This is a genomic window from Rhodococcus sp. 66b, assembly GCF_002076325.1.
GTDB classification, from domain to species: Bacteria; Actinomycetota; Actinomycetes; order Mycobacteriales; family Mycobacteriaceae; genus Rhodococcus_F; species Rhodococcus_F erythropolis.
This window is the reverse complement of record NZ_MUZB01000008.1, coordinates 73,397-87,702: the sequence shown is the minus strand read 5'-3', so window position 1 is coordinate 87,702 and position 14,306 is coordinate 73,397. Positions and strand designations below refer to the sequence as shown.

Sequence of the window (14,306 nt, the reverse complement as noted above, 5' to 3'; positions counted from 1 at the left end):
TGCTAGCCGGCCACCGCTTCGAGCTGCGGCGTGATCGATTCGAGCGAGTACTTCAGCGACAGCGACGACGGAGTGTTCAACCCGGCAACTGTCGGATAGTCGACGATGGCCAGACCGCCACTCTTGACTGCGGATAGGTCAGCGAACCCCGGCAGCTTCATCATGTCTTCCAGCGTTCCGCCGTTCGGCAGCAACACCACGACGTCGGCGCTCAGAGCGTCGACCCGTTCGGGGCTGAGCATCAGCCGGCCACCGGTAACGCCCGCCTCTTCGACGAGCTTGGGCGGCAACGACATTCCCAGGCTAGTGAACAATCCCGATGCGCCGTCCTTGGGATCGGCGACGATCACCAACTGCGACGTCGGGAAGACGTACTGCGACAGAAGCGCCGTCTTGCCCTTCAGGCCTGGCAGCCGCTGCGCGAGCGCATCGATCTGCCCGCTTGTCGCCTCGACGATCTCGTCGGCGCGCGACTCCTTGTCGAGAACTCGACCGAGAATCTCGACCTGGTCCTGCCACGGATCGACCTGGACGTCGGACAGACCGGCAATTGTCGGAGCGATCTTGCTCAACTGGTCGAAATCGTCTTGATCGGCGACGGAGAACCCGCCGAGAATCAGATCGGGATCCAATGCTGCAATTTCTTCAGCTTTGAGCGGGACACCGAACTGCTGGATCGCCGAGCGATCAAGTTCCTTCGCCGACGCGTCCACGCCGCTCTCCCACGGGAACAGGCCACGCTCGTCGCCCATCGGGCCGGCAGCCAGGTACCCCACCGGCTGGATTCCGAGTTCGAGCAGAGCGTCGAGCCACTGGGTGTCGGCCGCGACGATACGCGTCGGCGTCCCGGTGATCGTGGTGGCGCCGAACTTGTGATCGATCGTGGTGACCCGACCGTCCGCGATCTCGTCGGCGTCCGAGGACGAACATCCACTGATACCTACGACCAGTGCTCCCAAGAGAGCCACCGCCGAGAACTTCATCGCACGCACGAAAATACTCCTCCACTAGTTAGTAGAGGCTTACCTTCTCATATGGGACCCGGCTGTGTCCGACCTTGCTTTCAGGCGAAACGAGAGAGCAGACGCTCCGCATCCGCGCCGATGCGTCGAACCACATCGCCGGCCGGATGGGTTCCGTGCACGAGTCCGACAGCTTCTCCGGCATAGACGACTCCGCTGTGCGGATCCGACGGGTCGTACGCCTGTGCCAGCGTTTCCTCGTCGGCGTCGACTCCGTGCCACGCGGCAGTGAACTCGTTGGCCACCGCGCGGCCACCCCACCGCTGCGGCCACGGTTGACTGCGCGCTCGGTCGAATACCGAGGTGTAAATCGTGTCCGCACTTCCGGCTTCGACGACGCGGTCGCGGGCATAGTCCGGCCCGACCGTCTCCGGGCTGGCGAGCAGCGCCGTTCCGATCATCACGCCTTCGCCACCGGCCGCCAGGACGGCGGCCAAACCGCGTCCGGTTCCGATTCCGCCGGCTGCCAGCACCGGAAGTGATGTCGCTTCGAGGATCTCCTGCAGCAGCGGCAAGGTTCCGATTCGGCCCGTGTGACCGCCTGCCTCACCGCCTTGCGCGATCACAGCGTCAACACCTGCGGCCTCGACAATACGAAGGTCCTCGAGCGTATTGATCTGTGACACAACGGGAATGCCCGCATCGTGGATTCGTCCGACATACGCGGCGGGATCACCGAACGACAAGGTGATCATGGTCGGCTCGACGGCAATCGCGGCGTCGAGCATCAACTCGTTCTCGGGCAGCGACCACGTCATCAGGCCGACGCCGAACTTTCCGCCGATCGAGCGGGCCACTTCGGCTTCGGCCTCGATCCACTCCGGTGTGTTGTACCGGGCCGCACCGAGCAGACCCAACCCACCGGCCGCCGAAACAGCTCCGGCGAGCGCGCCGCCCGCGCGACCACCCATGGGCGCCCCGAGAACCGGGATTTCGATTCCGAACTCTCGGGACAACCAGGTGGTGACCATGCGCTCCTACTTCTTGGGCTTCTCGCCGACCGATTCCGACGTCAGGGCCGCCACGAATGCTTCCTGCGGCACCTCGACGCGACCGATGGTCTTCATGCGCTTCTTGCCTTCCTTCTGCTTCTCGAGCAGCTTGCGCTTACGGCTGATGTCGCCGCCGTAGCACTTGGCAAGAACGTCCTTGCGGATTGCGCGAATGTTTTCGCGCGAGATGATCTTCGCGCCGATCGCGGCCTGAATCGGAACCTCGAACTGCTGGCGAGGAATCAGCTCACGAAGCTTCGACGTCATGCGTCCGCCGTAAGCACCGGCGTTGGAGCGGTGCACGATCGAGGAGAACGCGTCGACGGCCTCGCCCTGCAGAAGGATGTCGACCTTCACCAGGTCGGCCTGCTGCTCACCGGCCTCCTCGTAATCGAGGCTGGCGTATCCCTTGGTGCGGGACTTGAGGGCGTCGAAGAAGTCGAACATGATCTCGCCCATGGGCAGTTCGTAGCGCAGTTCGACGCGAGTCTCGGAGAGGTAGTCCATGCCGCCGAGCTCACCGCGACGGGACTGGCACAGCTCCATGATGGCGCCGACGTACTCGCTCGGGGCGATGACGGTGCACTTGGCGACCGGCTCGTAGACCTCGCGCACCTTGCCTTCCGGCCAGTACGACGGGTTGGTGACGATGACCTCGGCCCCGTCCTCCATCACGACGCGGTAGACGACGTTGGGCGCAGTGGAAATCAGTTCGAGGCCGAACTCACGTTCGAGGCGGTCGCGGGTGATCTCCATGTGCAGCAGGCCGAGGAAGCCGCAGCGGAAGCCGAATCCGAGGGCAACCGACGTCTCCGGCTCGTACGCCAGGGCGGCGTCGTTGAGACGGAGCTTGTCGAGAGCGTCGCGCAGCACCGGGTAGTCCGAGCCGTCCATCGGGTAGAGACCGGAATAGACCATCGGCTTCGGATCGCGGTAGCCGACCAGCGGTTCGGTCGCGCCGTTGCGGGTTGTGGTGACGGTGTCACCGACGCGCGACTGGCGGACGTCCTTCACACCCGTGATGAGGTAGCCCACCTCGCCGACGCCCAGACCGATACTGGCCTTCGGCTCGGGCGAGATGATGCCGACCTCGAGCAGTTCGTGTGTGGTGCCCGTGGACATCATCGTGATCTTCTCGCGGGGACGGATCCGACCGTCGACCACACGCACGTAGGTGACCACGCCGCGGTACGCGTCGTAAACGGAGTCGAAGATCATCGCGCGGGCGGGGCCGTCTGCATCGCCGACGGGTGCAGGTACCTGCTTGATCACCTCGTCGAGCAGTTCCTTGACGCCCATGCCGGTCTTGCCCGAGACGCGCAGGACATCGCCTGGCTCGCAGCCGGTGATGTGCGCAATCTCTTCGGCATAGCGGTCGGGATCCGCGGCCGGGAGGTCGATCTTGTTGAGGACGGGAATGATCTTGAGATCCTTCTCCATCGCCAGGTACAGATTGGCCAGCGTCTGAGCTTCGATGCCCTGAGCTGCGTCGACCAGCAGAATTGCACCCTCACATGCTTCGAGCGCGCGGGAGACCTCGTACGTGAAGTCGACGTGGCCGGGTGTGTCGATGAGGTGGAGGACGAACTCTTCGCCGTCGACGGTCCAGGGCAGACGAACGTTCTGGGCCTTGATGGTGATGCCGCGTTCACGCTCGATGTCCATGCGGTCCAGGTACTGCGCACGCATCGCCCGCTCTTCGACCACGCCGGTGAGCTGAAGCATGCGATCTGCCAGCGTCGACTTACCGTGGTCGATGTGCGCGATGATGCAGAAGTTCCGGATCTGCGCAGGATCCGTGAACGTCTTGTCGGCGAAGCTGCTGATGGGAGACCCCTTAGTCGGACCGGCACCGGCCCGGATCCGGGCCACTGTCAACCCTCAGGATATCCAAGTCTCGGCGCCGCCGTACCAGGGGTTCCCACGGGTGGGTGATTATGCTCGAACGCTATGGCAAGCATGTGGAAGCAGATCGGCAGAACCCTCGGCGCCCTCGCGGTGGAGAAGGGCCCTGCGTTGCTGCGCCAGTTGCAGTCGTCCACGTCTCAGTCGTCTGCCTCGAAGCCGGGTCCGTCCGGCCGCCCGATCGCCGCGCGAACGTCTCCGACCGCACATCGCGCCCGCAAGGTCGAGTACTCCCCCGACCTCGACGGCAAGGCCGATCCGGGCGAAATCGTCTGGACCTGGGTTGCCTACGAGGAGGATCCGACCCAGGGCAAAGACCGCCCGGTGCTGGTTGTCGGCCGCGACGGCAACACGCTGCTCGGTTTGATGCTGTCCTCGCAGAGCAAACGCGAAGGCGAGCGTGATTGGCTCGCAATCGGTTCGGGCCCGTGGGACGGCGAGGGAAGGCCCAGCTGGGTCCGGCTCGACCGGGTGCTCGACGTTCCCGAGAGCGGGATTCGGCGCGAGGGCGCCGTCATGGATCACAAGAAGTTCGACGCGGTCGCGGCAAAACTTCGGGCCGACTTCAGCTGGAGCTGAAGCCGACCCGAACGATGGAAACAGTATCGATCAGCTGTCCAGACGGTTGAACCGTCCGAAGAGTGCTCGATAGATGAGTGCACCGAGCGCACCGCCGATCAGCGGAAACACGATGAACAACCACACCTGACCGAGTGCACCGTCCTGGAACGGCGCGACAGCGAGGCTTCGAGCAGGGTTGACGGAGGTGTTGTCGATCGGGATCGAGATCAGGTGAATGACGGCCAGGGTGAAGCCGATGGACACCCCGGCGAGCGGCACGTCGGAGATCTGGTCGGTCGACGCGAGAACGACGAATACCAACAGTGCGGTCAGGAGGATCTCGATGATCATGGCGGCACCGATGCCGTAACCGTCGGAAACCACCTGTCCGAGAAGATTCTTCTCGGCCGACGGACTGTGTGCGCCCCAACCGTTTGCGCCGAGGCCATCTGCGGCCCGGTTGTACGCCGGGAGACTGTTGGCCACCGTGTAGATCACGACGCCGGCGACCAAGCCGCCGATCACTTGCGCGACAACGTAAATCGCCGCATTGACGGCCGAGATGCGCCCGATCACGAATTGGCCGAGAGTCACGGCTGGGTTGACGTGGCAACCGGAAATCGGTCCGATCGCATATACGAGGAACAGCAGGGTCAAGCCGAATGCGAAGGCAACTCCGAGATTGCCGACTTTCGCACCTGCGAAGACGGCAGTTCCGACCGCGGAGAACACGAGCACAAATGTCCCCACCGCTTCGGCCGCATACTTCTTCACATCCGAGATCGGTTCGATCTCAGTCAATTCCTGTGCAGTTGGAGACATATTCCCACCTTCTTCTCATCGAACGGTAGTAATGCTCACGCGCCTAGATTTGCCGGACTTTACGCAAGCCTGGTGATCTCCACAACAACTTCGAGATCTGTGGAGCGTCCACCGGAAAAGATTCCCTTCAAAGGCGGCACATCCGAATAGTCCCTTCCTATTCCGACCGAGACATGCTGTTCATTCACAGCTATCGCATTGGTCGGGTCATATCCCCACCACGCGCCGGTCCACGCTTCGATCCACGCGTGCGATTCCCCGACCACCGTGTCCCCGACTGCCGCATCACGTTTGGGGTGGAGATAGCCGGAAACGTACCGACAGGGAATGCCCATCGTTCGAAGCAACACCAAGGTCAGATGTGCATAATCCTGGCAGACGCCTTTCCTGGCCGACCAGGCCTCGACCGCCGACGTATGCACTCCGGTCGTACCCGGAACATATGACATTTCACCGTAAACCCATTGCGACGCAGCCACTACTGCATCTTCAGGTGATTTATCTTTGCGCAATTCCTTGGCAATTGTCGCCAGCTTACGATCACGCGGAACATATCTCGTGAAACTCAGTTGTTCGTTGAATCGATCTTTAATCGCGTTTCCCGACAATTCATCCCAGTCGACGGTTTCCTCAGGCTGAACAAACGGTTCCGTCTCCACCACCGACAGTCCGGTCACTTCCAACTCCGTGTGCGGCGCGTGCAAGTCGAAGGCGGTCACCGCGGTGCCCCAGTAATCGGTGTACCTATAGGAACGCGTTGCCGGCTGGGTTTCGACGCGCGTGAGGATCACCGTCTGCCTGGTGTCGCCGCGGGGTGTCAATCGCGCTTCGTTGTACGACGACGTCACCGGGGCGTCGTACGCATATCCCGTGGTGTGCACGACCCTCATTCGCCAGCTCACAGCTCTCCCTCCACCGTCGACTCCGCATACGCGGCGCCGGCATCCGTCCACGCGACCCACGGCGCAGCGTGGAAGTACTGCAATGCAATCGCCTCACCCAGTTCGCGACAGGTCTCCTGCCAACCGAGCAACCGTCCTTGCAGATCTTCGAGCAACACGCCCTGCGGCAGAAACTCCAGTTCGCTGCGTGCGCGGCCGAGAAGCCGCGGCGCCTCCGCCCGGATTCCGACGCGGCTGCCCGGCTGCGGGTCGAGTTCCTGCAGGCACTTCTCGGCCTGCCTGATCGAATGGAACACCGAGCGCGGAAAGAGTCTGTCCAACAAGATGAATTCGACCACCCGATTGGCGTCGAGCGCTCCGCGATAAGTACGCAGATACGTGTCATGTGCGCCTGCCGAGCGAAGAACACTGACCCACGCCGGCGACGACGGGCGGTCACCAGCGCGCGCCAGGAGCATCCGCACAATCATGTCGACACGTTCGATCGACCTGCCCAGCAGAAGGAACCGGTAACCGTCGTCGCGGCTGAGCGTGGAATCCGCCAGCCCCGCGAACATCGCTGCGCGTTCCTCCACATAGCGGAAGAACTCGTGTGGCCCCAGCCTGCGTGACGCGCGTTCACGCTCCGCCAGTCCGTTGTACGTGGTGTTCAGGCACTCCCACATCTCGCTCGACGTGACCTCACGTGCTCCGCGAGCATTCTCACGGGCACTTGCCAGCGAGTCCACGATCGATCCAACCTGATTGCGGCTGAACGCAACCAGATCGGTGAGCGAGCGTACGTCGAGCTTCTCCTCCGGCGCTTCGATGCCGAGGACACGCAGGAGCAGACGCGACGTGCGGTCCGGGTCGACGGTTGCGTCGTCGAGCAGTTGGTGGACGGCGACGTCGAGGATCCGAGCGGTGTCGTCGGCGCGCTCGACGTAGCGGCCGATCCAGTAGAGGGACTCTGCGTTGCGAGCAAGCATCGGTCACCACGCTCCGTTCGCTGATAGTTCTTGGTAGCTGGGCACTTCTGAGGTGTTCACTGTTGTTGCTGCTGCTGCTGAGAGGTGCTCAGTTCGGGTCCCTGCACCGGCTCCGCGGATTCCGGGGGCTCGGACACCAGTTCCTCACCGGACAGCTCTGGGTCCTCGTCCGAGCTGCGGCTGGCGAGCACCCATGTGTCCTTGCTTCCGCCGCCCTGGCTGGAGTTGACCACCAGCGAACCTTCCGGAAGTGCCACCCGGGTCAGGCCGCCGGGCAGCACCCACACGTCCTCACCGTCGTTGACGGCAAAGGGTCGCAAGTCCACGTGGCGCGGCGAGAGAACATCGTCGATCTTGGTCGGCACCGTGGACAGCTGCACGAGAGGCTGCGCGATCCACCCGCGCGGGTCTGCCTTGATCTTGCGGGTGATCGCGGCCAGTTCCTTGGGACTCGCGTCCGGTCCGAAGACGATTCCGTAGCCGCCGGACCCTTCCACCGGCTTGATGACGAGTTCGGCGACGCGGTCGAGGACTTGCTCGCACTCCTCGTCCAACCAACAGCGGAACGTGTCGACGTTCTGCAAGAGCGGCTTCTCACCGAGGTAGTAGTCGATGATCTGCGGAACATAGGTATAGACGAGTTTGTCGTCACCGACTCCGTTGCCGACGGCACTCGAGATCACCACGTTGCCCGCTCGCGCCGCATTCAGTAGGCCTGCGACGCCGAGAATCGAATCCGGACGGAAGTGCATCGGGTCGAGATACTCGTCGTCGATGCGGCGATAGATGACGTCGACCTGACGCTCGCCTTCCGTCGTGCGCATATACACCATGTTGTCGCGGCAGAACAGGTCGCGACCTTCTACGAGTTCCACACCCATCTGACGAGCGAGCAATGAATGCTCGAAATAGGCGGAATTGGCGATACCCGGTGTGAGAACAACCACTGTCGGGTCCGCTTCGTTGAGTGCAGCACCCGCACGCAGCGCCCTCAGCAGGTGTGTTGCGTAATCACCTACCGCCCGCACCTTGTGGGACATGAACAGATCCGGGAACACCCGAGTCATGGTGCGACGGTTTTCCATCACATAGGAGACACCGGACGGAGATCGCAGATTGTCCTCGAGAACTCGGAACTCTCCCGCCTCGTCTCGGACCAGGTCGATACCCGCGACATGGATTCGCACACCGTTGGGCGGCACGATGCCGGCTGCTTCACGGTGGAAGTGCTCGCACGAGGTCACCAGGCGGCGCGGCAATACGTGATCGCGCAGGATTCGTTGCTCGCCGTAAATGTCCGCAAGGAACAGCTCGAGCGCCTTCACCCGCTGCTTGATGCCCTTTTCCAGCCGCGACCACTCCTGCGCGGCGATGACGCGCGGCACCAGATCCAACGGAAACGGTCGTTCCTGCCCGGAAAGCGAGAACGTCACGCCCTGGTCGATGAATGCGCGTCCGAGTGCGTCGGCACGCGCGGCAAGGTCGGCGCTGCTCGTCGGCGCCAGGGCTTTGTACACACCCTTGTACGGGGCACGCACCGAGCCGTCGGGCTCGAACATCTCGTCGAAAGCCAACTCGTAGCGACCGATGTCTGAATATCCGTCGAACACTGCGGCAGGACGCGCTCGGGTGGTGGTCGAACCTGTTTTACTCGAACTTTTCGAAGGCGGCGGCGTCATAGGGCAACATGCTGCTACAAGTGGGGCTATTCGGCAGCGCGGCGAGAAATCGGGCGCTCGGTGTACCCTTCTCGACAGACGCAACGTGCGACGGTTTGGGTTCTTGGGCCCTCGGCTGGTAATCTTGCCAGTCGGTGCATCAGTGCGCCCACAGCTTTTTCGACCGTAACCAGCTAAAGACGACAAGGATTTTACGCGTGGCCAACATCAAGTCCCAGGTGAAGCGAATCCGTACCAACGAGGCGGCCCGACTCCGTAACCAGTCGGTGAAGTCCTCGCTGCGTACCGCGATCCGTTCATTCCGCGAGGCTGCGGCAGCCGGTGACAAGGACAAGGCCAACGAGCTCCTCGTCTCCACCAGCCGCAAGCTCGACAAGGCAGCCAGCAAGGGCGTCATTCACGCCAACCAGGCTGCCAACAAGAAGTCTGCACTCTCGCAGGCTGCCAACAAGCTCTGACGTTTCCACTGTGACGGTTCGCCGTCATACTGGTTCGTCTCGATAGCCGCCAGGTCGAAAGACCAGGCGGCTATTTTGCGTGCTCAATCGGATCAGAGCAAAAACCCGCCATCCATGTCTTGCACGGAATATGTGGATCGGGCTGCGACCATCTGATGATGGCGGTCAACGGGAAACGCCCTCGCAGCTGGTTGTTCACGACTGTCTTCTGGGCGGTCGTCGCTTTCGGCGTATTGGCAGCCCTGGGGATCCCTCGTTGGTGGGAATCATTGACGGTTGCAGTCGTCGGAGTCGCAGCAAGCTACGGATGGTGGAGGCGCAGGCAACGGGGCGAATTCTGGATCTTCTTCGGCGTGATGTGTTCACTCGTTGCGATTCTGGCGTTTCTCGCCACTGGACGAGCGCTTCTCACCACCGTGAAGGTGCCGGTAGACAGCATCGGCCAAGAAACAATTGTCTGCGGCAGTGTGATGAATCCGGCGCCGAACGACTCCCTACGAGTGACCGACATCAGGACTGGTGAACCAACGACACGGCCTCAGGCCATTCCGCACACCCAGTTGGAGCAAGCCTGCGTGAAACGCCTCGACTACCGGGTGGCCGAGGCCACGGCCGCCACTGTCGTCGGACTACTTCTGGCCGGCCGCGCGATCGGCCATGTTGTCCTCAGTTCTTCCGCAACGCGCACACTTTCCGCACTGCCATCTCCAGAGCGAAGGACGAGTCGACTGCGGCGCCCTTCACGTCGGCATTGAGAGCGGCGACGATCTGCATCGCAGCGCCGATCGACGTGGGATCCCAACCGCCGACTTCCTTGATCGCCTTCTTGACCTTCCACGGCGGCATCCCGAGATCCGACGCCAACCGGAACGGGTCACCGCCCCGTGCAAACGGGCCGACCTTGGCGATGGTGTGGACTGCATCGGCGAGGGCGTCAGCGAGCAGAACGTGCGCAGTTCCGATCTGGTCAGCCCATCGCAGAGCCTCGAGCGCACCCCGGGTATCGCCGACGATAACTTTGTCGGCCACATCGAATCCGGAAACCTCGGCCTTGCCCGAGTAGTACTTGTGGACTGCATCCACGTCGATCTTGCCGCCGGTATCTGCCGCCAATTGCGAGCAGGCCGACGCAAGTTCGCGAAGGTTGGAGCCGACGCTTTCGATCATCGCGGCGATCGCATCGGGAGCAACCCTCACGTCGGCGGTCCGAAACTCACCCCGGACGAAGTCGACAAGCTGACTCTTGTTCAGTTTTCCGCAGTTGTGAACCGTCGCGCCGAGCTTCTCGAGGGCCGGCGCCAACGCCTTCGCGCGACCGCCGCCCGAGTGCACGACGATCAGAACGACGCCTTCTGCCGGCTCACGCGCCGCCTCGAGAACAAGAGCTACGGCATCTTTGCCTGCTTCTGCGGCCGATTCCAGGACGATCACACGGTCTTCGGCAAAAAGAGAGGGGCTGAGCAGCTCAGCCAACTCGGGAGCATTGGTGTCTCCGGCACGCATCTTGGTCACCGGGAGATCCGAAATACCCTGGCCGCGGTCACCGCGGACGGCTCTGATGAGCTGCGATACCGTGCGGTCGATCAGGAACTCGTCGTCCCCGAGAACAAGATGCAGCGGATCGACTCCAGACGGATTACTCACCCGAAGATGGTCCCACGAGGAACCGACACGATCGACACAGACCCGCCGCCCCCGCCGTACACAGCGACGGTGCCGTCGGCGTCGGTCCGAACCACCGCCCCGCCCAACGAAACCAGTTCGTCGAGAACCTCCTCATTCGGGTGCCCGAAACTGTTGCCGTCGCCGACGCTGATCATCGTCAACCGCGGACGCACCGCTTCCAGAAATGCCGACGATGTGGTCCGAGAACCGTGATGGGGCAGCTTCAACACATCGGCCTTCACGTCCGTTCCCGATCGGAGGATGGCCTTCTCCCCCGCAACTTCGGCGTCGCCCGTCAACAGAATTCGACCCGCGTCCGTGTGTGCCATCACCACCAGCGACTGATCGTTGGCGGCGTCCGCGCCGTCCCCCGTATCGCGGGGAGCCGGAAGCAACGGTCCGAGAACCTCCATGTTCACCGATCCCAACGTCAACTCCATACCTGCACGCAACGAGACAACCGGAACGGCCTGCGATTCGGCCGCATCCTTCACCGCCCGAAAACCTGACTCCGGCAACAACATCGACCCGACTCCGACCGCAGCGACCGAACGCCCACTCAGGACTGCTTCCAATCCACCGATGTGATCGGCGTGAAAATGACTGATCATCAGCAACGCGATGTCGTTGACGTCCAACATGTTCAGGCAACGATCCATCGACGTGGGATCAGGACCGACATCGATGACGATCACCCTGCCGTCTCCAGTCGAGAGCACAAGACCGTCCCCTTGACCGACGTCGCACATCACCAGTACCCACCCCGGAGCAATACGACCACCGCCGAACACGTGCTGAAAGACGAGGGCTAGAACAACTCCCAGAACGAGGACGCCGACGACCCATCTCGAGATCCGATTCCACAGCGTCAGGGCCGCGGCCAGTAAGACGCCCACGACGATCAGAGCACCGATGAGCCCTGACGGCACCACCACCGACGCTCCGGGAAGCGCCGCCGCCCGCTCGGACACGTACAGCAGCCACCCCATCGGCGGCCGGACCAGCGGCGTGATGAACACCGCGATCGGTGGACAGATCAGCGCACACAAGGCAATCACCGCACCGAACACCGTGATGATTCCGATCACAGGCGCCACGGCCATGTTCGCGGCAATCGTAACCACACTGAAGGTTCCCGCCATGGCGCCCACCAGTGGCGCAGACACGACAAACGCAGCACTCGAGACGGCTGTCATCTCCGAAAACCAACGGGGCCAACCTCGTCGACGAAGCACCTCCACCCACACCGGAGCAATGATTACCAACGCGCCCGTGGCCGTGGTCGACAGCGCAAACCCCCAGTCGACGGCAAGTTCGGGCATCACGACAACCAGAACGATGACGGCTGCGGCAAGAGCAGGCAGTGCCTGTTTGCGTCGACCGGTCACCAGACTGAGCAGGCCGATCAGGCCCATCACCGAGGCGCGCAGAACACTCGGCGACGGCCTCGCGACGACAACAAACGCAACGAGGGCTACCAGCGCCAAAGCAGCACCGACGCGCGGACTGAGCGCCGCGGCTCTGACCAGCAGCAGAACCGCCCCGAGCAGAATGCTGATATTGGCGCCGGACACCGCGGTCAGATGGGAAAGCCCGGCAACGGTGAAGTTGTCCTTCACCACCGGCGACAACGCCGATGTGTCTCCGACGACGAGGCCAGGCAGCAGACCTGCCTGATCCGGCGGGAGCGCAGCCGAGCACGCAGCGGCGAAACGAGTACGCACTACACTCGCCCATCGCTGATACCAGGGCACTTCTCCCACCGCGACGGGAGGCCCTTCGGACGTGATCACCGCGAGTGTGGAATCGCTACGCCATGGCTGACTCGCCCGGCCGCGAACCGTGAGGCTCTGCCCTGGAACAACTTCGAGCCACGACGAACTGGGTGCCCGGATGGTGACCAGGCCGCCTCCGGAGTACCTGTGATTCTGGGAAGTCACCGAATTGACGGTTGCCCTGAAGAAAATCTGACCTTGACCCGCCGCGCCAGAGACTGCGTGCGGATCCTCCGAGGGTTCCACTTCGACACTCACCCACGCTCCTTCGAAGGCAGCCCGGGTCAGTGGGTGCCCCTCGACCTCGGTCGCCCGCCACCCGCTGACGACACTGCATCCGGCACCGAACAGCAATGCAACCAACATGATTCGTACCCACACCGCTGATGTCCGGCGCACAACCGCGTAAGTGAGGATTGCCGCTGGAATAGCGCATGCCACCGCCAGTACCCACGCGGCGACCGCGCCGAACAGGATCCCCACCGCACTGCTCCCCCACACTGCGACGGCCGACGGTAGCAGTCGAGCGTCGAGGACCGGCGAGACTTCCGGTTCGTTCACACCGATACCAGCACTCGCAGTTTGGCCAACCTTGCCGGGCCGATCCCGTCGACTTCCCCCAATTGTTCTATGTCCGTGAATTTTCCGTTGGAAGTTCGCCAGGAGATGATCGCCGCAGCCGTTACCGGCCCTACCCCGGGAAGGTCGTCCAGTTCGGCCTCGGTAGCGGTGTTGAGGTTCACCAGACCAGCCCCGCCGGATTCCCCCGCAGCGGCGGGGCCGGTCCCTCCCGCAGTGGTACTCGAACTCGCTGAAACACCACCGGACTGATCGGCGGCCCCCACCACGATCTGATCACCATCGGCAAGCTTCTGTGCCAGATTCAGGCCCACCGTCTCGGCGCCCTCGAGCACTCCACCTGCCGCAGCGAGCGCGTCGGCGATGCGCGAGCCCGAATGAAGGTTGACAAGCCCAGGCGTGCGCACGAGTCCGACGACACTGACCACCAAAGCCTCAGGCGACTGCTCCGCTACGACGCCGGTCGGTACGGGACTGGCTGATTCACCATCGTCGGCAGTGCCATTCTGCGCCGTGACATTCTGCTCCGTGACATTCTGGGGCGAGGGCAACGGTGGGACCGCCTGCAAACTCGGAGAATCCCACCACACCGTGAACAAGCCGATTGCCGTGGCCAGGGCCGCAACGATCGCCAACACCCAGGTCGCCGATCGGCTCGGGCGCCAACGCGTACCGCGCCAGCGCTCGGGCAGCCGATCGAACCGTGACGAGCCGGGTTGAGCCTCGTATTCGTCTTCGTCGAAGTCCTGAAGCCACTCGGGGGACCTCTCGAATGGCTGCGGGGACCTCTCGAAAGACGCTGAATCCTCGAATTCGTCGACGGCCTGTCGCTGCCGGTAGTTCCCGTCCATCGCCGCGAGACGATCACGCGCCCGCTCGCGCTCCTCGCTGATCCTCATGACTGGACGCTAACGAGAGACCATGCCGCCGAAGACGAGCAATTTCGATCTGTGGAGAACTCGGGGATTGTGGAGAAAC

The 14,306-nt window shown here is 62.9% G+C and carries 12 protein-coding genes; 2 read left to right on the top strand and 10 right to left on the bottom strand.

Translation table 11 applies throughout. The annotated features are described in order from the left end of the window. Window positions 1–2 precede the first annotated feature (2 nt). The 3 genes from B0E55_RS16475 to lepA form a co-directional block, all read right to left on the bottom strand. Complete coding sequence (locus tag B0E55_RS16475; protein WP_241896082.1) at window positions 3–983, bottom strand: ABC transporter substrate-binding protein; 981 nt, start codon at window positions 981–983, stop codon at window positions 3–5. 80 nt (window positions 984–1,063) lie between these two features. Further along, window positions 1,064–1,993 carry an NAD(P)H-dependent flavin oxidoreductase gene (locus tag B0E55_RS16470; protein ID WP_080910054.1) on the bottom strand — a complete coding sequence of 310 codons (930 nt, stop codon included), beginning with the start codon at window positions 1,991–1,993 and terminating at the stop codon, window positions 1,064–1,066. A gap of 6 nt (window positions 1,994–1,999) precedes the next feature. After that, a complete protein-coding gene (lepA, locus tag B0E55_RS16465; protein ID WP_003944564.1) occupies window positions 2,000–3,892 on the bottom strand; it encodes a translation elongation factor 4 in 1,893 nt (630 codons plus the stop codon). 72 nt (window positions 3,893–3,964) lie between these two features. Here lepA and B0E55_RS16460 point away from each other — a divergent pair, with 72 nt between their 5' ends. Then, window positions 3,965–4,498, top strand: coding sequence for a type II toxin-antitoxin system PemK/MazF family toxin (locus B0E55_RS16460; RefSeq protein ID WP_020969977.1), 534 nt, complete (start codon window positions 3,965–3,967; stop codon window positions 4,496–4,498). Between the two features lie 30 nt (window positions 4,499–4,528). On the opposite strand, the gene B0E55_RS16455 is transcribed toward B0E55_RS16460, so the two are convergent. Genes B0E55_RS16455 through B0E55_RS16440 form a run of 4 tightly spaced genes read right to left on the bottom strand, consistent with a single transcriptional unit; the run spans window position 4,529 to window position 8,851 of the window. Next, window positions 4,529–5,302 carry an aquaporin gene (locus B0E55_RS16455; protein ID WP_019749045.1) on the bottom strand — a complete coding sequence of 258 codons (774 nt, stop codon included), beginning with the start codon at window positions 5,300–5,302 and terminating at the stop codon, window positions 4,529–4,531. A 59-nt stretch (window positions 5,303–5,361) separates the two neighbouring features. Then, window positions 5,362–6,192 (bottom strand): transglutaminase family protein, encoded by an 831-nt coding sequence (locus B0E55_RS16450; RefSeq protein WP_007731033.1) that lies wholly within the window; start codon window positions 6,190–6,192, stop codon window positions 5,362–5,364. An 8-nt stretch (window positions 6,193–6,200) separates the two neighbouring features. Continuing rightward, window positions 6,201–7,172 carry an alpha-E domain-containing protein gene (locus B0E55_RS16445; RefSeq protein WP_019749046.1) on the bottom strand — a complete coding sequence of 324 codons (972 nt, stop codon included), beginning with the start codon at window positions 7,170–7,172 and terminating at the stop codon, window positions 6,201–6,203. Between the two features lie 56 nt (window positions 7,173–7,228). Further along, the gene (locus B0E55_RS16440; RefSeq protein ID WP_019749047.1) at window positions 7,229–8,851 is read right to left on the bottom strand and encodes a circularly permuted type 2 ATP-grasp protein; all 1,623 of its coding nucleotides are present in this window, start codon (window positions 8,849–8,851) and stop codon (window positions 7,229–7,231) included. A 197-nt stretch (window positions 8,852–9,048) separates the two neighbouring features. Between B0E55_RS16440 and rpsT the strand changes: the two genes are divergently transcribed. Continuing rightward, on the top strand, window positions 9,049–9,309 hold the full coding sequence (gene rpsT, locus B0E55_RS16435; protein ID WP_003944567.1) for a 30S ribosomal protein S20: 261 nt from the start codon (window positions 9,049–9,051) through the stop codon (window positions 9,307–9,309). 666 nt (window positions 9,310–9,975) lie between these two features. Here rpsT and holA read toward each other — a convergent pair. From holA to B0E55_RS16420, 3 genes are read right to left on the bottom strand one after another with little or no spacing between them, the layout of a single operon-like run. After that, complete coding sequence (gene holA / locus B0E55_RS16430) at window positions 9,976–10,953, bottom strand: DNA polymerase III subunit delta (protein WP_003944476.1); 978 nt, start codon at window positions 10,951–10,953, stop codon at window positions 9,976–9,978. Further along, on the bottom strand, window positions 10,950–13,310 hold the full coding sequence (locus B0E55_RS16425; protein WP_080910053.1) for a ComEC/Rec2 family competence protein: 2,361 nt from the start codon (window positions 13,308–13,310) through the stop codon (window positions 10,950–10,952). Before B0E55_RS16425 ends, holA begins: the two co-directional genes overlap by 4 nt. Next, window positions 13,307–14,227 (bottom strand): ComEA family DNA-binding protein, encoded by a 921-nt coding sequence (locus tag B0E55_RS16420; RefSeq protein ID WP_080910052.1) that lies wholly within the window; start codon window positions 14,225–14,227, stop codon window positions 13,307–13,309. Before B0E55_RS16420 ends, B0E55_RS16425 begins: the two co-directional genes overlap by 4 nt. Between the last annotated feature and the right edge of the window lie 79 nt (window positions 14,228–14,306).